Consider the following 20062-nt stretch of genomic DNA (forward strand, 5'->3'; position numbering starts at 1 on the left):
GTCTATGAGTGCTGGGGCTTCGAGCCGCTGGAGACCCCGGCCTTCGAATACGCCGATGCTCTGGGCAAGTTCCTGCCGGACGCCGACCGCCCGAACGAAGGCGTTTTCGCGCTGCAGGACGACGCTGGTTCGGATGAGCCGGGCGACTGGATGGCCCTGCGCTATGACCACACGGCGCCCCTGGCCCGGTTCGCGGCCCAGACGTGGGAGACGTTGCCCAAGCCGTTCCGCCGCTATGCCTATGGGCCGGTCTGGCGCAACGAAAAGCCCGGCCCCGGTCGCTTCCGCGAGTTCTGGCAGTGCGACGCCGACACCGTCGGCTCCGACCGTCCCGAGGCGGACGCCGAGATCATCGCCATGGCCTGCGAAGGTCTGCGCGGCGCAGGGCTGGACGCGGGCCAAGCCCAGATCCGCGTCTCGAACCGGAAACTGTTCGACGGCCTGTTCGACGCGGGCGGGGTGACCGAGGCAGGTCAGCGCCTGACCGCCCTTCGCGCCATCGACAAGTTCGACCGTCTGGGCTGGGACGGCGTGGTCCAGCTTCTGGGCGAGGGCCGTCTGGACGAGTCCGGCGACTACACCAAGGGCGCCCAACTGCCCGCCAAGGTGACGGCCGCCATCGAGGCCTTCCTGGCCTCGGCCAACACGCCGGGCCTGTCGCGGGCCGAGACGCTGGACGCCGTCGCCCGTTCCGGCGATCTGGGCGCGGCGGGCGAGGCGGCGCTGAACGAACTGGCCGCCATCGACCGGGCGCTGAACGCCATGCGGGTCGATCAGGACGCGGTGAAGTTCGATCCGACCATCGTGCGCGGCCTTGAATATTACACTGGCGCCGTGTTCGAGGCCGAACTGCTGCTGGACACCGTGGACGACAAGGGGCGTCCGGTCCGCTTCGGCTCCATCGGCGGCGGTGGCCGTTATGACGATCTGGTCGCCCGGTTTACGGGCCAGAGCGTGCCGGCGACCGGCTTCTCCTTTGGTGTCTCGCGCCTGGCTTCGGCTCTGCGCGCGGCGGGACGGGGCGCTGAGGATGCGGTGCGTGGCCCTGTCGTCGTCATCGTCTTCTCCGAGGACGACATGGGCCACTACCTGAACGCCGTCGCCGAACTGCGTGCCGCAGGCATTGCGGCTGAGCTTTATCTGGGGCGCGCGGGCATGAAGGCCCAGATGAAATACGCCGACCGTCGCGGCGCCCCTGCCGTGGTCATTCTGGGCGGAGACGAGATCGCGGCGGGCGAGGTGACCATCAAGGATCTGGACGCCGGACGGGCCGCCGCCGCCGCCATCGCTGATAACGATGCGTGGAAGGCCGAACGCCCCGGCCAGATGAAGATCGCCCGCGATGGTCTGGTCGCCGCCATCAAGGGCATTATCGAATAAGCTTCGATAATAAATCATCCCCAAGATAGGTTATCGCTGATAAGTCGAAGAAAGTTCGATTGGGTGTAAACTGATCGTTGACGCCCACGGGGGGCTTGGGCCAAATGAACTCACTCGAGGGCAAGCGTTGCTCAAGCGCGCAGCACTCGAAGGCGTTTCGGGGAGGAAACGTCCGCTCTTTAAAGAGCAAGATAGCCCGCTGCGATGTATCCCCCGCAGCGGGCTTTTCTATGCCTGAAATCCAGGTACAGCCTCGAAAACATCGAGAAATTGTCGAGGGCTCTAAAGGTCCGGGTGACGGATTCTGCAGGAATTCTCCATGAAAAAGGCCGGGGCGAACCCCGGCCTTTTCCTTATCGACGAAGCTTCGTCCTACCAGAGGCGGACGCGCTCATCCGGGGTCAGGTAGTATTTGGTTCCCGGCTTGACGCCGAAGGCGTCATACCAGGCGTCGACGTTGCGCAGCGGGCCGATGACCCGGAACTGGGCGGCAGAGTGCGGGTCGGTGGCGACCTGCTGCTTGAGCGCCTCGTCACGGTACTTCGACTGCCAGACCTGGGCCCAGCCGTAGAAGAAGCGCTGGTCGCCGGTCGTGCCGTCCAGAACCGGCGCCGGACGTCCGCCCTGCGACAGGTGATAGGCTTCCAGACCCACGGCCACGCCGGACGCGTCGCCGATGTTCTCACCCATCGTGAGGCCGGGGTTGATGTGATAGCCCTCGATCGGCTCATAGCTGGCGTATTGCGCGCCCAGACGTGCGGTCAGGGCTTCGAAATTGGCCTTGTCCTCAGGCGTCCACCAGTTGCGCAGAACGCCGTCGCCGTCGGACTTGGAACCCTGGTCGTCGAAGCCGTGGCCGATCTCGTGACCGATCACCCCGCCGATGCCGCCGTAGTTGACCGCCGGGTCGCCGCTCGGATCGAAGAAGGGCGGCTGCAGGATGGCCGCCGGGAAGACGATCTCGTTGTTGGCCGAGTTGTAGTAGGCGTTGACCGTCTGGGGCGTCATGCCCCACTCGGCCTTGTCGACAGGCTGGTTCAGGCGCGCCAACTGGTAGTTCCACTGGAAGCGGCCCTGACGCTCGACGTTGCCGACCAGATCATCCGCGCGGATGTCCAGGGCGGCATAGTCGCGCCACTTGTCTGGGTAGCCGATCTTGACGGTGAACTTGCGCAGCTTCTCCTGCGCTGCCGCCTTGGTCTCTGTGCCCATCCAGCTCAGATTATCGATCCGGTGCGACAGGGCGGTGCGCAGATTGGCGACCAGTTCTTCCATCTTGGCCTTGGATTCGGCCGGGAAATACTGGGCGACATAGAGACGGCCCGCAGCCTCGCCCAGCGCGCCTTCGGCGAACGAAATGGCGCGTTTCTCACGCGTGCGCTGCTCGGGCTGGCCCGACAGGTCGCGCGAGTTGAACTCCCACGAGGCGTCCGAGAACCGCTTGGACAGATAGGGGGCCATGTCGTCGGCGGTGTGGAAGGCTTCCCACGCCTGCAGCAGGGCCACCGGCGTCTCGGCATAGATGGCGGCGATCTTGGGCAGGGCCGTGTTCTGGCGCACGATCAGGCGCGGCGCGCCGCCCAGTTGTGCGGCGTCGAAATAGCCCTGCCAGGCGAAGCCGGGCGCGTCCTGCGTCAGCTGGGCGATGGTGTATTCGTTGTAGGTCTTGTCGCGGTTGCGGTTCTCGGCGGGGCTCCAGTGGGCCTCGGCGATCTTGTCTTCCAGAGCGACGATCTGGGCGGCGGCCTCGGTCGGGTTCTCCCAGCCGATCATGCCCAGGATGCGCGCGACATAGGCCTGATACAGGGCCTTCTTATCGGCGAAGCGGGTGTCCAGATAATAGTCGCGGTTCGGCAGGCCCAGACCTGACTGGCCGGTCGAAACGACGTAGCGGGTCGGCTGCTTGGAATCGATGGTGATGCCGGTGCCGAAGAAGGAGCCGCCGAAACGACCGATGGTCTGGCCCATATGGACGGCCATCTTCTCGTGCGTGTCCGCAGCACGGATGGCGGCCAGATAGGGTTGCAGCGGCTGGGCGTCCAGACGATCGACGCGGGCCTGATCGATATAGGAGCGATAGGCGTCGGCGATCTTCTTCTCGTCGGTGCCGGCGGCCAGGTTGGTGCGTGCGGCCAGACCGGTCACCAGTTCCTTCATGCGGTTGTCCGACAGTTCGCGCAGCAGGGCGAACGAGCCGTAGCTGGTGCGGTCCGACGGAATGATCAGTTTGTCGATCGCCGTGCCGTTGGCGTAGCGGAAGAAGTCGTCGCCGGGGTTCACGGTGGTGTCGCGGCCCGACAGGTCAAAGCCCCAGGTTCCGTACTTGGGGGCGACGGTTCCCTGCCAACCTGCGGCGGTTTCTTCGCCCGAGAAGATCGAAACCATCTCGCAGGCGTCGTCGATGCAGGCGTGGTCGTGGCCGATGTCCTGGGCGAAAGCCGCGCTGGCGGGCAGCAGAAGGGCGCCGACAGCGGCCCCGATAAGCAGACGTTTCATCATTGGATCCTTGATGCCGTCCCCGAAATGGACGGGTCGGCGCGGACCCTAGACCCCGAACACGGGGTGTCGCCTTAAAAAAAATTCATGAAACCCCTGCGACGACTCGCCACAGGGGTGGGTTCAGGGTCAGATGCGTCTGAAGCGGAGGGCGGATGCACGGACACGGCGCGGACTACAAGGATCTGGTGGTTTTCCTGGCTGCGGCCGGGGTGATCGTGCCGCTGGTCAACCGGCTGAAGATCAGTCCGGTGCTGGGATTTCTTGCGGCGGGCGTGGTGTTGGGGCCGGATGGTCTGGCGCGGTTTTCGGGTGCGGTTCCCTGGCTGTCCTGGTTCACGATCCACGAGCCGGGGCAGTTGGCGCAACTGTCGGAACTGGGCGTCGCCTTTCTTCTGTTCATGATCGGGCTGGAGCTGTCGTGGGAGCGGCTGCGCGCCATGCGTCGCCTCGTCTTCGGCCTGGGCATGATGCAGGTGCTGGTCTGTTCGGTGGTGCTGGCGGGCGGCTTCATGCTGATGGGCCAGTCTCTGGCCGGGGCGGCGGTGCTGGGCATGGGATTGGCCCTGTCGTCGACCGCGGTGGTCATGCCGGTTCTGGCCGAGCGTGGGCGGCTGAAAGGGACAGTGGGGCGTTCGACCTTCGCCATCCTGTTGGCGCAGGATCTGTCGGTGGCGCCCATACTGATCACCGTCAGCGTTCTGGCGGCCCTGGCCCAGCAGGGCGGCGGGGTGGAGGCGGGGGCGCTGGACCCGGCGGTGCTGGGGCGGGCCTTGTTCACGCTGGTGCCCGCCGCCATCGGTCTGGGCCTGCTGGTGCTTTTGGGGCGGCTGGTGCTGCGGCCCATGTTCCGGTCGGTGGCCAAGGCGCGCAAGGCCGATCAGGGCGGTGAACTGTTCGTCGCCGCCAGTCTGCTGGTCGTGGTCGGCGCCGGTCTGGCCGCCCAGGCCAGCGGCCTGTCCATGAGCATCGGAGCACTGGTTGCGGGCGTGTTGCTGGCCGAGACCGAGTTCCGGCGCGAGGTCGAAATCTCCATCGAGCCGTTCAAGGGCCTGTTGCTGGGCGTCTTCTTCGTCGGGGTCGGGCTGGGGCTTGATCTGGACGCTGTCGCCGCCAATCCGTGGGGCGTCATCGGTCTGGCGGCGGCCATTACGGTTGTGAAGACGGGCGTGATCTTCACCCTGGCGCGTCTGTGGGGGCTGGCCGCTCGCCCGGCGCTGGAGACGGCCCTGGTCCTGGCGCCTGCGGGGGAGTTCGCCTTCGTCGTCTTCGCGACGGGGCTGGTGGAGGGCGTCGCCCCCTCGGCTCTGACCTCGACCGTCGCCCTGTCCGCCACGCTCAGCATCTTCTCGATCCCGTTCCTGGCCATGCTGGGGCAGCGATTGACGCGTCGCCCGAGCCTGGAAGAGACGGCTGTGCCGGACGAGATGAAACTGCCGCAGCAGGCGGACGGCGCCGTCGTCATCGTCGGTTTCGGCCGGGTCGGTCGGTTGATCGGCGAGATGCTGAAAACGCATGATCAGGCCTTCATCGCTCTGGACGCTGATCCGGGCATCGTCGCCGCCGGACGACGTGACCGCTATGATGTCTTCTACGGCGACGCCGGACGCGCCGAGATGTTGCTGCGGTGCGGGGTGCAGACGACGCGAGCGCTGGTCGTGACCATGGATGCGCCGGGCAAGGTGGACGAGGTGGTGCGCACGGCCCGCCAGTTGCGCGAGGATCTGATCCTGATCGCCCGTGCGCGCGACGACCAGCATGCGGCGCGCCTCTATGCGCTTGGGGTGACGGATGCTGTGCCCGAGACGACTGAGGCCAGTTTGCAATTAGCTGAAAACACCCTGGTCGATCTGGGCGTGCCGATGGGGCTTGTCCTAGCCTCGATCCATGAACGCCGTGATCAGTTCAGGCAGGTCTTCCAGGCTGCGGTGTCTGATCAAAGACGTAACCGTCCGATGCGGGCGTTCAGGGTGTCCCAGAATAGGACGCGCACAAGATTAGATTAGTTTTGCCAACAGCTAAGCTTGTCTGGACCCAATTTTGTCATGGTTCTGTGATCGAAGCGCTGCTTCTGTATTCGTTTCCTAGAGGACAAGCAGCATCTGTTTGCCTTGCCTCAGGTTGCGGGCGTCCAATCCAGGATCAACTTGGGGTGGCGTCGTTTGTGGCTAAACGTAGAGTAAAAGCCTGAATTTATGACCGATTCCACCGCACACGCCCTCGTTGAGCCTCGCCTGAACCGGCGACAGGCCGCGAAGATCCGCACCCGTCAAAAGGTGCTGGACGCCGCCCGCTCGCTTTTTGCAGAGCGCGGTTATGAGCCGGCGACCATCCGCGACATCGCCAAGGGCGCTGGCATGTCCACCGGGGCCGTTTTCGCCAACTTCCAGGACAAGGCGGAACTGTTCGAAGCGGTCCTGACCGAGGACATGACGCGTTTGGCCGAAGTGGTCGAAGCGGGCTCCACGGCGGGCGACCCTGTTCGCAACCGTCTGGTTGGCGCGTTGAGCGCCGGGTACCATTCGTCGCTGGATCAGCTGCCGCTGTTCCAGGCCATCGTCGCCCGTTCGTGGTTCCAGCCTCTGGCCGCCGAAATGCGCGCCCGCGCCGCGACCAAGAAGCTGCAGCTGGCCATCGCCGCCATCGTGCAGGAGGCTGTGACCAAGGGCGAGCTTCGTCAGGATGCGGATGTCCGCCTGCTGGTCGAACTGATCTGGGATGCCTACCTGTCGAACTACCGCCGCGCGGCCTACGACAACTGGGATGCCCAGGCCCTGTCGGAACATATCGGCAAGCAGATCGACGTCATGCTGGCGGGCGCTCTGTCGAAGTAAGTCGAGTATTCGACCAAGGATAAAAGGCCTCCCCTGCGGGAGGCCTTTTTCATTTCAGCTTTTCCAGCGCAGGGTCGTCGGCTTGATCGGGTTGACGAAGGCGCGGCCCTCGGCCCGGCTCCTGGCCCATTCGCGTTTCAGCTGCTGATACCATTTGGCCTGTTTGTCGGCGTCGTCGATCCAGATCAGGGCCGGGTCGTAGCGCAGGCCTTCGTTCTGCAGGTTCACCATCCCCCCGTCCTGTTTCAGGAAGGCGACCACGCCCATCCGCAGGAAGGGCTTGGCCAGACCGAACACCCAGTGGTCGGACCAGAAGATCTGGGTGATCCGGGTCTTGGTGTCGGTCACAGGCGTCAGGCAGGTCAGGGCCAGAACCTGTTTCTCGCCCACCTGAATATGCTCCCAGCGGAAGCCGGGCAGGCGGAAGGTGATCTCGGTCGCGGGGGCGCCGCCCAGAATCTTGTAGAGGCGGCTGTTCGACGACGGGGCGTGGCGCACCATGGCCCAGCCATAGTCGGTCGGCGCGAAGGCCTTGGACTTTTCGTGCATCGAATGCTCGGACCGCCACCACCATTGCTGGTGGACATAGGGGCCGTGTGCGGGGTCCATCAGGCCGACGACCGCATGGTCGATATGGCTGTCGAAATCCATCCACTCGACCAGCTTGGCCTCGCCGCCGACCACGCCGGGGAAGACCGGCGGCTCGTGGTCCGGCTCCATCGGATTGCGAGCATCCGACGCCATCCAGACGAAGACGACGCCCTGGCTTTCACGCACCGGATAGGAGCGCACGCGGATGCGGTCGGCTTCGAACGCCTGATCCTCGACCAGCGAGGGTATGGCGGCGCAGACCCCGTCGGTGCGGAAGCGCCAGCCGTGATAGGGGCATTCGATCGTCTCGCCCTCGCCCGGCTTCTCTACCAGCTTGCCGGCCGAAAGAGGGGCGGCGCGGTGGGGGCAGATGTCGCGCATCGCATAGACCTGACCCGCGCGGGTGCGGCCGACCAGAACCGGCTCGCCCATGATCTCATAGCGTTTCAGGCTGGCCGGGGCGACATCGCGGCCCAGGGCCACGAAATACCAGGCGTCAGTGACAAATCCCTTGCCGAAGGGTGACGCGCCCGCCTTGGACGGTGCGGCTTCAGCTTGGGGGGCGGTCGGGGCGTCGGTGGTCATGGGGGCTGTTTAACAGCGCGACGGCGCCAGCCATAGACCCTGTGCCGCTTTGCGCGGGTGCGCGTGGCGTCTTCCCCGAGGGGCGGACGAACGGCTATGACAAGGGCAATAAGGCCGCTTGAGCGGTTTCAGGGAAGTTTCGCCATGTTCCGCACCCTCGCCCTCGCCGCACTGTTGTCCGTGGCGGCGCCCGTCGCGGCCCTCGCACAGGATGGACACGTGAACCACGTCGCCCATGACCGCCACGCGGCCTTTTCCTCTGACCGTCTGACGGTGCAGGTCGAGGGGCAGGGGCCGGACGTGATCCTGATCCCCGGTCTCAGCTCATCACCCGATATCTGGCAGGGCACGGTCTATCAGTTCGGCGGACGCTACCGCATTCACCGCGTCCATATTCAGGGCTTCGCCGGGGCCGCGCCCGCAGGCAATGCGCAGACCGGCGCTGCGCCGACCTTGATCGCCGCGCCCGCCGCCGAGGAAATCGCCCGCTACATCCGCGAACAGGGTCTGCAAAAGCCCGCCGTCGTCGGCCATTCGATGGGCGGGACCATCGCCATGATGCTGGCCGCGCGCCACCCCGACAGCGTGGGCAGGCTGATGGTCGTCGATATGATCCCGTTCATGGGCGCGATGTTCGGTCCGCCCGGAACCACGGTCGAGACGGTGACCCCGGTGGCGGATCAGGTTTATGCCGTCCAGACCAACAGCCCGCGTGAGACCTATGTGGCCCAGGCGACCACGGCGATCACCGGCATGGTCAACAATGCCGAGCGTCGCGAAGAGGCGCTGGAGGATATGCGGACCAGCGACCAGAAGGTGTCCGCCGCCGCCTTCCGCGAACTGATCACCACGGACCTGCGTCCTGAACTGCCGAAGATCACGGCCACGACCGAGGTGCTGTACGTCAAGTTCAACCCGCCGCTGACGGCCGAACTGACCGACGCCATCTATCAGGCCTCGTTCGCGGGCTTGCCCAAGGTGGAGCTGAAGCGGATCGACGACAGCGCCCACTTCATCATGTTCGACCAGCCGCAGACGTTTTATGGCGATCTGGACGCCTTTCTTTCGGCGAAATGACCGCTCACGTTTGCGTGAGATCGACAGGGCCGTTTCAGCGCTCCGTCAATCCGGCTACATAAACCCGAGACGAAACCCGCCTGAGCGCGGCATCTGAGGATATACATGGCGGGTCCACGGGTTGCAGGTGACGATCGGGGCGGAAAGCCGCGTCGGACGCCGTTGCAGAGACTGTTCTACTGGGGCGCGGTTCTGGCCGTCTGGGGGGTGATCTTCCTGGTGGTCTTTTTCGCCGTGTTCGCGCGCGGCCTGCCCGACACCTCCAGCCTGTATAATGTCGATCGTCAGCCCTCGATCACCTATCTGGACCGCAACGGCGCGCTGATCGCGACGCGAGGCACCCAGATGGCGCCGCCCGCCGATCTGGACAGCCTGCCTGACTATGTCCCGGCGGCCTTCATCGCCATTGAGGACCGGCGCTTCTATCACCACCCCGGCTTCGACCCCATCGGCATGAGCCGGGCCATGGTGCGCAACCTGCGCGCCGGGCGGGTGGTTCAGGGCGGCTCGACCCTGACGCAGCAACTGGCCAAGAACCTGTTCCTGACGCCCGACCAGAACATGCGCCGCAAGGTGCAGGAACTGATGCTGGCCGTCTGGCTGGAGATGAAATTCTCCAAGAAGGAGATTCTGGCCCTCTATCTGAACCGGGTCTATTTCGGCGCCGGCGCCTATGGGATCGAGGCGGCTTCTCAGCGGTACTTCGACAAGTCGGCCAAGGATCTGACGGTCGGTGAGGCCGCGCTTCTGGCGGGGCTTCTGAAGGCGCCCTCGCGCTATTCGCCGGTGTCCGAGAGCGAGCGCGCCGCCGCCCGCGCCACCGTCGTCCTGAACGAAATGGAAGAGGCGGGCGTCATCACCGCCGCCCAGCGAGAGCAGGCCGTGACCCAGCCGGTCATCGTCTCGCGCACGCTTGCGACCCAGCACGCCCAGTATTTCATCGACTGGCTGGACAAGTCGATCCGCGGTCTGGTCGGCGAACCGACCGAGGACATGGTGGTCGAAACCACCCTGGACCTGACCTTGCAGACTGACGCCGAACGCGCGGTGCGCCGCATTCTGGACCGCGACGGCGCCAAGGGCGTGCAGCAGGCGGCTCTGGTCGCGCTGGACGGCGACGGGCGCGTGCGCGCCATGATCGGCGGCGCCTCATACGCCGACAGCCAGTTCAACCGTGCCGTCGATGCGCGGCGTCAGGCCGGTTCGTCGTGGAAGCCGTTCGTCTATCTGGCCGCCATGGAGGCGGGCTATACGCCCCAGACCCCGGTGGTCGATGAACCGATCACCATCGGCAACTGGTCGCCCAAGAACTATTCCGGCAACTACAGTGGCAACATGACTGTGGCGCAGGCCGTGGCCCAGTCGACCAATACGGTCGCCGTCTCCATTGCCGACCGGATCGGCCGCGACAGCGTGGCCCGCGCCGCGCGCCGTCTGGGCATCCAGAGCCGCATCGGGCTGGAGCCGTCGATGGCTCTGGGCGCGGTCGAGGTCTCGCCGCTGGAAATGGCCACCGCCTATGACGCCTTCGCCAACGGCGGACGCCGCGTCGACGCCTATGGCATCAGCCGCATCCGCACCCCGCAGGGCCGCGTCATCTATCAGCGCGCCAGCGGCCAGAGCGGTCAGGCGATCAACAACCCGCCGCTCTATTACATGAACCAGCTGCTGCGCGGCGTGGTGACGTCCGGCACCGGACGCAGCGTGGCCATTCCGGGCCGTGATCTGGCGGGCAAGTCCGGCACCACCTCGGACTACAAGGACGCCTGGTTCGTGGGCTACACCGGCGGCTTCGTCGCCGCCGTCTGGGTGGGCAAGGACGACAACACCGCCATGCGCGGCGTCACCGGCGGATCGTCGCCCGCCGCCATCTGGCGCGGCTTCATGGAGGCGGCCCTGCCGCGCCTGAACGCCCCCAGCATCCCCAACGGCCCGCCCATGCCCGAAGGCTGGACCGCGCCTGACCCTGTTGGCGATCTGATGAGCGGCCTGAATGACGGCGGCGTCCCGGTCGAGCCCGTCGATCCGAACGTCGGCGAACCCTATGTCGACCAACCGACGCCCCAGTATCAGCAGCCGTCGCCGAAACAGCCGGTCGTGCGCCCGACCTCGCCCCAGCCCGGCTACCGCGACCCGCCGAACCAGCAACCCGAAGGTCGCCCCGTGCCAGAACGCAAGCCGGACGCCCTGTTCTTCTGACGGTCTGAACCTATCGTCCTGCCAGATGGGAGGCGATGCGTTCTGCGGCTAACTGCGGGGTGCAGGCTTCGGTGTCGATGGTCAGATCAGCCTGGGGCATGATCCGGAGGCTGGCGTTATAGTCGGTACGCAGTTGGCGCAGCAGGTCTATGGATTGGAGTTTACCGAAGGCGGCTCGGCTGGGTTGAATCAGCCTGCGCTCCTGTTCCTCAGGTGACACAGTCAAAGAGACGTAAATCACCGAGCCGCCAAACGGCGCGATGGCGGCTTGTACGCGGGAGGGGAAGTCCTCTGCCACGGTTCCTTCGGGCGCAAAGGTAAAGATCAGAGACCGGCCTTCACGGGCGGCTTCGATGAATGTCTGGAGCCAGAAGGCTTCCCGCAGCCGAATGAATGGTTCGGTGCCGAAAGCGAACACCGCGTTTACGGCGTCAACGACTAGATGGTTGTGGAATAGGGGTAGCCCCGTCTGCTTGGCCAATTCGTGTGCAACGGTGAGCTTTCCTGAGGCAACGGGACCATAGATAAAAACGAGCGTCATCCAAGAACCCTAGGTGCTTGAAGCGGATGCTTCCAGTCTGGGATGTAAGAGGTAGAGTCGTCTACCGCCCCACGGCGTGCAGCGCTCCGCCGTAGTCGCGCAGCCATTTGCGGTACGGCTTGTGGTCCCCAACCAGCCGCTCGACCACGGACCAGTAGGCGGGGCTGTGGTCGGCGTGGACCAGGTGGGCGACCTCGTGGGCGGCGAGGTAGTCGATGACCGGGGGCGGGGCCATGATGACGCGCCAGGAATAGCGGATGGTGCGGTTGTGCGGGCTGCACGAACCCCAGCGCGACTTGGTGTCGGCGATCGACACCTTGACCGGCCTCTGGCCCAGCGTGCGCAGATGATGCGCGGTGCGTTCCTCAAGCGTCTGGCGGGCTTCGCGTTTCAGCAGGTTCTCGACGCGGCGGGCATAGGTCTCGCCCTCGCCGCCGGAGCGGATGACTGTTCCCTCCTCGACCAGACGGGCAGCCCCTGCGCCCGGTGTCGCCTCCAGCCGCACGGGACGCCCTCGCAATGAAATGACCTGACCCGGCTCCAGCGGACGGCCCTTGGGCTGGACGGCCAGACGTTCAGATATCCAGACGCCCTTGGTGCGGGCGAAGGCGACGGCCTGGGTCAGGGTGCGCTCGCTGGGGGCGATGACCACGGCCTCGCCCGCCCGTGCGTCTATCCGCACCGACAGGCGTCGGGCGCGGGGATTGACGGATAGTCTCAAGGACGGTCCAGAGCCGTCCTTCTCGTCAAGCGGCAGCCGCTGACCGTTGCGGTACGCCAAGGAGAGCCTCGTTCTGGGCGATGAAGTCGCGCACGCGCGGATAGATTTCGTCTCGGAAGCGGCGCCCGTTGAAGACGCCGTAATGACCCACGCCCGGCTGGACATAGAGCTCGCGCTTGGTCTCGGGGACGTTGGGGCACAGGCCGTGCGCGGCCTGGGTCTGGCCGACGCCGGAGATGTCGTCCTTCTCGCCCTCGACCGTCATCAGGCCGATGTCGGTGATCTTCGTCAGATCGACCTTGCGCCCGCGATGCTCCAAGAGGCCGCGCGCCAGCAGATGCTGCTGGAAGACGATGTCGATGGTCTGGAGATAGAACTCTTCGGTCAGGTCCAGCACCGACAGATATTCGTCGTAGAATTCCTCGTGCTTTTCGACCCCGTCGCCGTCGCCGTGGATCAGGCTGGTGAAATAGTCCCAGTGGGCGTCACGGTGGCGCGCCTCGTTCATCGACATGAAGCTGTAGAGCTGAACAAAGCCCGGATAGACGTTCCGACCAAACCCCGGATAGGGCAGGGGCACGGTGTGGATCATGTTCGACCTGAACCAGGTGAAGGGTTTTTCCTCGGCCAGCTGGTTGGTCATGGTCGGCGACAGGCGCGCGTCGATGGGCGAGCCCATGAAGGTCATCGAAGCCGGGCGGTTGGGATCATTGTCCTCAGCCATCACGGCGCCCGCGGCCAGGACCGGCGGACCCGGCTGGCAGACGCCGACGACATGGGCGCGGCCGCCGATCTCGGTCAGCATCAGGCGGACGTGGTCGATATAGTCGAAGAAGTCGAACCGGCCTTCCAGCACCGGCACCTGCCGGGCGTTGATCCAGTCGGTGACATAGACGTCGTGGTCCTGAAGGAAGGCCTCGACCGTGCCGCGCAACAGGGTGGCGTAGTGGCCTGACAGGGGGGCGACGATCAGGACGGCGGGGGCCGCCACAGGTTTACCCGCCCGTTTCAGGTCGCCGATGTTGCGCGCGAACCGGACCAGACGGCACCACGGGCTCTGCCAGATCACCTGTTCGGTGGTGCGGATCGGATGACCGTCGGCGTCGATCGTCTCCAGCTTCCAGTCCGGCTTGCCATAGCGGCGGGTCACGCTCTCGAACAGTTCGGCCGAGGCATAGGCCGTGCGGCCGATGGCGGTGTCGGACGCCGGGTTCAGCGGCGAGGACCAGAACTGGCGCGCCATCTGGGCGCCGAAACGCCACGGCAGGGCCGACTGGTAAGCGAGTTCATGAAACGCGTAGAGCATGACTGTCCTGACGGCGGAGGCCGTTTGTGCAGAGCAGCATATAATGCGCAGACCCGCAAAAGGTATTCACGGGGTGGAAAACCGCCTCAGCCGCGCGCCATCGCCTGTTCGATGATCTTGGTCGACTTGTCCGGGCCCAGACCATAGGCGACGGCGGTGCGGAACTTGCCGTCCGGCCCCATCAGATAGACGGTCAGGCTGTGGTTCATCGTATAGGCCTCGCCCTCGCCGACCTTTTCATAGAAGGCGCGATAAGCCTTGGCCGCCTTGGCCACCTGTTCCGTCGTACCGGTCAGGCCGATGGTCCCCTTGGGAAAGCCGTCTGACGACAGATAGTCCTTCAGCATCTGCGGCGTGTCGCGCTGGGGATCGATGCTGACGAAGATGATCTGCAGGTCCTTGCCCTTGTCGCCCAGCTGTTGCTGGACAGCGGCCATTTCCGCCAGGGTGGTGGGGCAGAACTCGGGGCAGTAGGTGAAGCCGAAGAAGACCAGGCTCCATTTGCCGTTCAGCAGGGTCTGGTCCACCGGCTGACCGTCCTGATTGACCAACTGGAAGTCGCCGCCGACCAGCGGCTGGCCGGACGAGGTGACTTCGGAACCCGCGCCGACGCGGTCACGCCCGCTGACCACCACCACGGTGACGATGGCCAGAGCGGCGGCGATGGCGATACAGGCGCCGGCGAACAGCAGGATGGAACGGCGCGGCATGACGGCCTCTCACGAAATAGACTTTGCCGGTCTATAGAAGGAGCGTGACCTCGACAGAAGCCCACATTGCGCCGCAACCCCCCGACCTTGACGGCTGGAGCGACGTGCCGCGCCGTGGGCGGGGTTTTTCCCTTCGCACTCTGATCGTCCTGCGCTGGCTGACCATACTGGGGCAGAGTGCGGCGATCCTGACGGCCTATGGGGTGCTGCACTTCCCCCTGCCGCTGTGGCCCTGCCTGATCGTCATCGCCATCAGCGCGGGCGTGAATGTGGCGGCGATGGCGCGGGTGCGGCGGCTGGAATCCAGCCTGCCCGATGGTCGCCAGACCGCGATCCATCTGGGCTTCGACATCTTCCAGTTGGGCGTGCTGCTGGGCCTGACCGGCGGGCTGGAGAACCCCTTCTGTCTGCTGCTGGTCGCGCCGGTGACGATTGCGGCGGCGGCCCTTCCGGCGCGTCAGGCCCTGTTGCTGGGTCTGCTGGCCCTGGTGGCGGTGGCGGTGCTGTTCTTCTGGTCCGAGCCGCTGCCGTGGCGGCCCTACGAGCATTTCCATCTGCCGACCCTGTACCGGCTGGGCATGGCTATGGCCCTGGTGACAGGGGTGGTCTTCACCGCCGGATATGCGTGGCGGGTGGCGGCGGATGCGGAAAAGCTGGAGCTGGCCCTGGCCACGACCCAAGACGTCCTGCAACGCGAGCAGAGACTGGCGGCGCTGGGTGGTCTGGCGGCGGCGGCGGCGCATGAGCTGGGCACGCCGCTGGCGACTATTCAGGTGGTGGCCAAGGAGATGAAGCGTGCGGCGCCGCCGGGCGGCGAGGTCGAGGAAGACGCTGACCTGATCCTGCAACAGGCCGAGCGCTGCCGGGGCATTCTGGCCCAGCTGTCGCAACAGCCGGAGGGCGACGACGCCCTCTATGCCGATGTGGCGTTGAAGGCCCTGCTGGAAGAAGTGGTCCAGCCGCACCGGGGCTTTGATCTGGCGTTCGAGGTTGCGGTCAGAACCCCGCCCGGCCAGCCCGCGCCGCGCGTGCGTCGGATGCCCGAGGTGGTGCACGGCCTGTCGACACTGGTTGAGAACGCCGCCGACTTCGCCCGCTCGCGCGTCGAGATCCGGGCTCTGGTGGATGCCGGCTGGATCGAGGTCGAGATTCTGGACGACGGTCCCGGCTTCGCCAGCGACATCCTGCCCCGACTGGGCGAGCCCTATGTCACCAGCCGTCCGCACGGAAAGGCGCGCCGCGCTCTGGCCGACCAGATCGCCGCCGCTGCCCGTCGCCGTCCGCCGGTCGAGGCCCCGATTGCACCCAGTCAGGGCGGCATGGGGTTGGGTTTCTTCATCGCCCGCACCCTGCTGGAGCGGACCGGCGGCTCGGTCAGCGTGGGCCAGGGCCTGTCTCATGCGGACGGAAAGCCCGCTGGTCGGGGCGCCCGCGTCGCCGTGCGTTGGGCGCGTCCGGCGCTGGAAGTCGCCGAATGAGTGTGGTTTCGTGATTGGGTCTTAGCGTCGCAGGGGGAACCTTGCGCTTGACCCGCGCGCTGTCGGTCCCGACTTGAAGCGGCAGGAGAGAATAATGTCCGACCTAGAGACCCGTATCGCCGCCTTGCCTGACAAGTCCCTGCTGTTGCTGGACGACGATCAGGCGCTGCGCACCCGTATGGGCCGCGCCCTAGAAGCGCGCGGCTTTGACGTGACGACGGCGGAATCCGTCGCCGAAGCCACCGCCGCCCTGCGCGACAAGGCCCCCGCCTTCGCCGTGTTGGACATGCGTCTGGAAGACGGCAACGGCCTGAAGGTGGTCGAAGCCGTGCGCGACCGCCGCGCCGACGCCCGCATCGTCATGCTGACCGGATATGGCGCCATCGCCACGGCCGTCGCGGCGGTCAAGGCCGGGGCCGTCGACTATCTGTCCAAGCCCGCCGACGCCGACGACGTGGTCAAGGCCCTGCTGGCCACTGGCGAAGCGCCTGAACCGCCTGAAAACCCGATGAGCGCCGACCGCGTTCGCTGGGAGCATATCCAGCGCGTCTATGAGTTGTGCGACCACAATGTCTCGGAGACAGCGCGCCGCCTGGGCATGCACCGCCGCACGCTGCAGCGGATTCTGGCCAAGCGCGCACCGCGCTGAGGGCTTTGGGGTAGGGCTTAGTAAGCTAGGTTCTAGGACTAAGCTTGTTGATCAGGCCTCTGAGCATTCGACCGATTTCGTCGGCGTCCGCCAACAGGCCGTGTATGTCGGCAGAGGCGCAGAGCCCCACACGTTCAGCAAGGAGCAGGTGGGTTTCAAGCTCCTTCAGCGATCCCTGTGCTATGCGGACGAAGTTGGCGTAGGCAGGTCGCGTGCCGCGACCATAGCCTTCGGCGATGTTCGCGGGGACCGAGACGGCTGCTCTGCGCGCCTGCGATGTGATGCCGAACTTCTCTTCGCTCGGAAAGGACTGTGTCAGCCGGTAGGTCGCCTCCGCTAGGCCCATGGCTTTTTGCCAGACGACCAAATCTCTGTAGCCCTGCATCAGATCCCCCAATCTAAGCCCTAAGCTCTAAGCCCTAAGCCCTAAGCCCTAAGCCCTAAGCCCTAAGCCCTCATTCCCGCATCGCCCGCCATGCGCCAAGGCGGGCGAAGGCGATGGTCAGGGCTTTGCGGCGGGCGGGCGCCAGCGGGGATGAGGGGGCGTCGCGGATGACGGCCCCGCCAAAGCCGTCGGCGACGACTAGACCGGGTTCTTCCGGCAGGATGGCTTGCGGAAACTCGGGCGCGACCGCGAAATAGAAGGCGTCGCAGAACGGGCCGTACTCATGCCATTTGCGGTCGACGCGATAGTCGTCGATGCCCGACTTCACCTCGCAGATGATGATGTCGCCCTTGGTCCCGATGGCCATGACATCGGCGCGTCGCCCGTTTGGCAGGCAAACTTCCAGCAAGGGCGCATAGCCCATGTCCATCATCAGCCGCGCCGCGCCGCGTGTGACGGACAGGGTGGTTTCGGGACGGCTGAAGACCAGTTCGAGCGAGACGGCGGCGGGCATTCCGTCTTTATGTTCCGCTTGTGTTCCGCCTGCAAGCGCAGGCGTCGATCAGCGGATCAGGGTCCGGCGGTTGACCGCCCATTCCTCGCGTGACTGGCCCCAGACATCGGCGACGACGCCTGCGAAGGGTTCGGGCAGGTTGGCAGGGCCGCGATTGCGTGAGCCCAGACGCTGCGCCAGACGCGCCGAGGCGGCGTTGCCATCCTCGATAGTGTGGATGACGTCGTCCCAGCCCAGAACATCGAAGGCGTAGTCCATGGATGCGACGGCGGCCTCCTGCGCATAGCCCTTGCCGGTCGCGTCGGGATGCAGCGACCAGCCGACCTCAGCCCCCGGCCAGCCGTGCGGGCGCCACGGCCCGATCCGGCCCAGCCACAGGCCGGTGGATTTCTCGATCACCGAAAAGAAGCCCACGCCCGCCAGGGTCCATGCTCCCGCCACGGTCGCCAGGATGCGCCAGGTCTCGGCAGGCGTCTTGATCCCGCCGATGAAGCGCGTCGTCTCGGGATCGGCCTGGAACTCGGCCCAGCGCGGGAAATCCTCCAGCGTCGGCGGGCGCAGGATCAGGCGTTCGGTTTCAACCCGGATGTCGCTCACAACAGATACTCGCGTTCCAGTTCGTAATGGCTGCCGTCGTCAGTCAGGACGCTGGAATAGAGGCCGAAACGATCGATGCGGAGCGGCGGCGGATGCAGTAGATTATGCCCCGCCATCCAGGCGCCGATCCGGTCGGGATTGGTCTGGGGTTTCAGGTAGGCCAGGGTGACGTGGGGGCGGTATTCGCGCGCCTCCATGACCACGCCCGCCCGTTCCGCCGCCTTCTTGCAGCGCCCGGCCAGCACCGACAGGGCCTCGTTCGGCGTCTCGACCCCGGCCCACAGGGTGTGGCTGCGGTGGTTGTCGCCAAAGGCGCCGACGCCCTTCAGGGTGATCTCGAACGGCCCGCCGCCTATGCGTGACAGTTCCGAGGCCAGGTCGTCGGCCCGCCGCTCGTCCATCTCGCCATAGAAGCCCAGGGTGACATGCAGGGCGTCCAGCGGACGCCAGCGCGCGCCGGGAAGGCCGCTCTGACGGCGTTTCAGCGTGTCCGTGACATCGTCCGGCAGGGTCAGGGCGGTGAACAGGCGAAGCATGCGACCGTTGGTAGCGGTGGGAACGTCCGTCTCCAAGTCCGGTTTTCCTTGCAGTCGGGGGCGTGCATGCCGATATTTGCGGCAACGATCCGGAGAAACCTCTTCGGACCATGGGAGAAAGTTCGTCGCCATGAGCGATTTCAACAACGGCTATGCCCGTCCGCTGCCGCAGACCGCCGACATGTCGATCGACGCCGGTCTGCGCGCCTTCATGCTGGGCGTCTACAACAAGCTGGCGCTGGGCCTCGTGGTCGCAGCGGCGCTGGCCTATACGACCGGCAACGTCCCGGCCGTGCAGCAACTGCTCTACACCGTCGGTCCCGACGGCCGCATGGGCATGACCATTCTGGGCATGGCGGTGCAGTTCGCGCCTCTGGTGCTGATCTTCGGCTCAATGTTCTTCATGAAGAACCCAACGGCCCAGGGCACCAGCGTCCTCTACTGGCTGGTCGTGGCCACCATGGGCGCATCGCTGGGCTGGGTCTTCCTGGTCTATACGGGCGCCAGCGTCGCCTCGACCTTCCTGGTGACCGCCGCCGCCTTCGGCGCGCTGAGCCTGTACGGCTATACGACCAAGCGTGACCTGTCGCCGATGGGCACCTTCCTGATCATGGGCGTGATCGGCCTGATCATCGCCTCGCTGGTCAACATGTTCTGGCCGAACGGCGTCCTGTACTGGATCATCAGCGCCGCTGGCGTGCTGCTGTTCTCGGGCCTGATCGCCTTCGACACCCAGCGTTTGAAGATGAGCTACTACGCTCTGGGCGGCGACAAGAACGCCATCGGCGTCGCCACCAGCTATGGCGCGCTGAGCCTGTTCATCAACTTCGTGAACCTGTTCCTCTTCCTGCTGCGCTTCATGGGCGGCAACCGCAACTAAGGTCTGCCGCAAGGCCGATCTGGAAAGGGCCCCTGACGGGGCCCTTTTTCGTTTGCCTATTCCACCACCTGAAACCGGCGGGCGTCGAAGACGCGCAGCACCTGGGGCAGGTCGCGGCCGCGGCGCAGGACCTGGCCGCCTTCGCCGATGACGGCCCACTGGCCCTGGCGGGCCTGCAGCGCGGGACGTTTCTCTATGCGGTAGGCGGGGGCGTCGCCGGTGCGGCGGAAGACGGCGAACTCGGCGAAGTCCTTGTGACCGACCATGGCGTAGTCGCGCCATTCACCCTGGGCGACCATGCGGCCATAGACCTTCAGGATCGGGTCCAGTTCGCGGCGGTCGAAGAAGACCGGCCCGATCTGCGCGGCGGTTTCGTGAGGGTTCATGCTCATGGTCTGAACTTAAGGGCGCATTCGGTCAGCGCCAGTGGCGGCGGATAAATCGCCGCCGACACGAAATGGCCCCGTTTCGGTCCTTCGCCCGCCCGGTTGGACGACGAAACAAGACACATCGGCTCGTCGGAGTTCGGAAGTGTCCGGATCCTGAACAGCCCCCCCAGCCCCCTGGATGTTTCCATTAAAGG

20 protein-coding genes are annotated in these 20062 nt (G+C 65.7%); 8 read left to right on the forward strand and 12 right to left on the reverse strand.

Annotation, left to right across the window (positions count from 1 at the left end):
* Positions 1 to 1380, forward strand: a 1380-nt coding sequence (gene hisS, locus QZ281_RS06065) for a histidine--tRNA ligase (protein ID WP_292225920.1), incomplete at its 5' end; no start/stop codon positions are given.
* A gap of 372 nt (positions 1381 to 1752) precedes the next feature.
* Here hisS and QZ281_RS06070 read toward each other — a convergent pair.
* Positions 1753 to 3876 (reverse strand): M13-type metalloendopeptidase, encoded by a 2124-nt coding sequence (locus tag QZ281_RS06070; RefSeq protein WP_292225923.1) that lies wholly within the window; start codon positions 3874 to 3876, stop codon positions 1753 to 1755.
* A gap of 155 nt (positions 3877 to 4031) precedes the next feature.
* Here QZ281_RS06070 and QZ281_RS06075 point away from each other — a divergent pair, with 155 nt between their 5' ends.
* The gene (locus QZ281_RS06075) at positions 4032 to 5882 is read left to right on the forward strand and encodes a cation:proton antiporter (RefSeq protein WP_292225926.1); all 1851 of its coding nucleotides are present in this window, start codon (positions 4032 to 4034) and stop codon (positions 5880 to 5882) included.
* Positions 5883 to 6071: 189 nt separating this feature from the next.
* Positions 6072 to 6710 (forward strand): TetR/AcrR family transcriptional regulator, encoded by a 639-nt coding sequence (locus QZ281_RS06080; RefSeq protein ID WP_292225929.1) that lies wholly within the window; start codon positions 6072 to 6074, stop codon positions 6708 to 6710.
* 54 nt (positions 6711 to 6764) lie between these two features.
* Here the strand turns inward: QZ281_RS06080 and QZ281_RS06085 are convergent, their stop codons facing one another.
* Positions 6765 to 7886, reverse strand: coding sequence for an aromatic ring-hydroxylating dioxygenase subunit alpha (locus tag QZ281_RS06085; RefSeq protein ID WP_292225932.1), 1122 nt, complete (start codon positions 7884 to 7886; stop codon positions 6765 to 6767).
* Positions 7887 to 8030: 144 nt separating this feature from the next.
* Here QZ281_RS06085 and QZ281_RS06090 point away from each other — a divergent pair, with 144 nt between their 5' ends.
* Positions 8031 to 8963, forward strand: coding sequence for an alpha/beta hydrolase (locus QZ281_RS06090; protein WP_292225935.1), 933 nt, complete (start codon positions 8031 to 8033; stop codon positions 8961 to 8963).
* A 105-nt stretch (positions 8964 to 9068) separates the two neighbouring features.
* Positions 9069 to 11162: a PBP1A family penicillin-binding protein gene (locus tag QZ281_RS06095; RefSeq protein WP_292225936.1), complete on the forward strand. Its 2094-nt coding sequence runs from the start codon at positions 9069 to 9071 to the stop codon at positions 11160 to 11162.
* A 10-nt stretch (positions 11163 to 11172) separates the two neighbouring features.
* Here the strand turns inward: QZ281_RS06095 and QZ281_RS06100 are convergent, their stop codons facing one another.
* From QZ281_RS06100 to QZ281_RS06115, 4 genes are all read right to left on the reverse strand, one after another.
* On the reverse strand, positions 11173 to 11703 hold the full coding sequence (locus QZ281_RS06100; RefSeq protein ID WP_292225938.1) for an AAA family ATPase: 531 nt from the start codon (positions 11701 to 11703) through the stop codon (positions 11173 to 11175).
* Positions 11704 to 11764: 61 nt separating this feature from the next.
* A complete protein-coding gene (locus QZ281_RS06105; RefSeq protein WP_292225941.1) occupies positions 11765 to 12484 on the reverse strand; it encodes a SprT family zinc-dependent metalloprotease in 720 nt (239 codons plus the stop codon).
* Positions 12450 to 13730, reverse strand: a complete 1281-nt coding sequence (phaZ, locus tag QZ281_RS06110) for a polyhydroxyalkanoate depolymerase (RefSeq protein ID WP_292225945.1) — start codon at positions 13728 to 13730, stop codon at positions 12450 to 12452. Before phaZ ends, QZ281_RS06105 begins: the two co-directional genes overlap by 35 nt.
* 86 nt (positions 13731 to 13816) lie before the next feature.
* Positions 13817 to 14440, reverse strand: a complete 624-nt coding sequence (locus QZ281_RS06115) for an SCO family protein (protein ID WP_292225948.1) — start codon at positions 14438 to 14440, stop codon at positions 13817 to 13819.
* A gap of 44 nt (positions 14441 to 14484) precedes the next feature.
* Between QZ281_RS06115 and QZ281_RS06120 the strand changes: the two genes are divergently transcribed.
* Together QZ281_RS06120 and QZ281_RS06125 are read left to right on the forward strand one after the other, a co-directional pair.
* The gene (locus QZ281_RS06120; RefSeq protein ID WP_292225951.1) at positions 14485 to 15918 is read left to right on the forward strand and encodes an ActS/PrrB/RegB family redox-sensitive histidine kinase; all 1434 of its coding nucleotides are present in this window, start codon (positions 14485 to 14487) and stop codon (positions 15916 to 15918) included.
* 94 nt (positions 15919 to 16012) lie between these two features.
* Positions 16013 to 16567, forward strand: a complete 555-nt coding sequence (locus tag QZ281_RS06125) for an ActR/PrrA/RegA family redox response regulator transcription factor (protein ID WP_201098279.1) — start codon at positions 16013 to 16015, stop codon at positions 16565 to 16567.
* A 25-nt stretch (positions 16568 to 16592) separates the two neighbouring features.
* On the opposite strand, the gene QZ281_RS06130 is transcribed toward QZ281_RS06125, so the two are convergent.
* Genes QZ281_RS06130 through thpR form a run of 4 tightly spaced genes read right to left on the reverse strand, consistent with a single transcriptional unit; the run spans position 16593 to position 18599 of the window.
* Positions 16593 to 16964: a four helix bundle protein gene (locus tag QZ281_RS06130; protein WP_292225956.1), complete on the reverse strand. Its 372-nt coding sequence runs from the start codon at positions 16962 to 16964 to the stop codon at positions 16593 to 16595.
* Between the two features lie 58 nt (positions 16965 to 17022).
* Positions 17023 to 17466: a DNA repair putative endonuclease MmcB gene (mmcB, locus tag QZ281_RS06135; protein WP_292225959.1), complete on the reverse strand. Its 444-nt coding sequence runs from the start codon at positions 17464 to 17466 to the stop codon at positions 17023 to 17025.
* A gap of 48 nt (positions 17467 to 17514) precedes the next feature.
* Positions 17515 to 18063, reverse strand: coding sequence for a GNAT family N-acetyltransferase (locus QZ281_RS06140; protein WP_292225961.1), 549 nt, complete (start codon positions 18061 to 18063; stop codon positions 17515 to 17517).
* On the reverse strand, positions 18060 to 18599 hold the full coding sequence (gene thpR, locus QZ281_RS06145) for an RNA 2',3'-cyclic phosphodiesterase (protein ID WP_292225964.1): 540 nt from the start codon (positions 18597 to 18599) through the stop codon (positions 18060 to 18062). Before thpR ends, QZ281_RS06140 begins: the two co-directional genes overlap by 4 nt.
* A 130-nt stretch (positions 18600 to 18729) precedes the next feature.
* Between thpR and QZ281_RS06150 the strand changes: the two genes are divergently transcribed.
* A complete protein-coding gene (locus QZ281_RS06150; RefSeq protein WP_201098270.1) occupies positions 18730 to 19479 on the forward strand; it encodes a Bax inhibitor-1/YccA family protein in 750 nt (249 codons plus the stop codon).
* A gap of 56 nt (positions 19480 to 19535) precedes the next feature.
* On the opposite strand, the gene QZ281_RS06155 is transcribed toward QZ281_RS06150, so the two are convergent.
* Complete coding sequence (locus QZ281_RS06155; RefSeq protein WP_292225968.1) at positions 19536 to 19871, reverse strand: DUF2794 domain-containing protein; 336 nt, start codon at positions 19869 to 19871, stop codon at positions 19536 to 19538.
* On the reverse strand, positions 19868 to 20062 hold a 195-nt coding region (locus QZ281_RS06160), incomplete at its 5' end, for a hypothetical protein (RefSeq protein ID WP_292225971.1). The genes QZ281_RS06160 and QZ281_RS06155, both read right to left, overlap by 4 nt.

This window comes from Brevundimonas sp., from assembly GCF_018608325.1.
Classification (GTDB): domain Bacteria; phylum Pseudomonadota; class Alphaproteobacteria; order Caulobacterales; family Caulobacteraceae; genus Brevundimonas.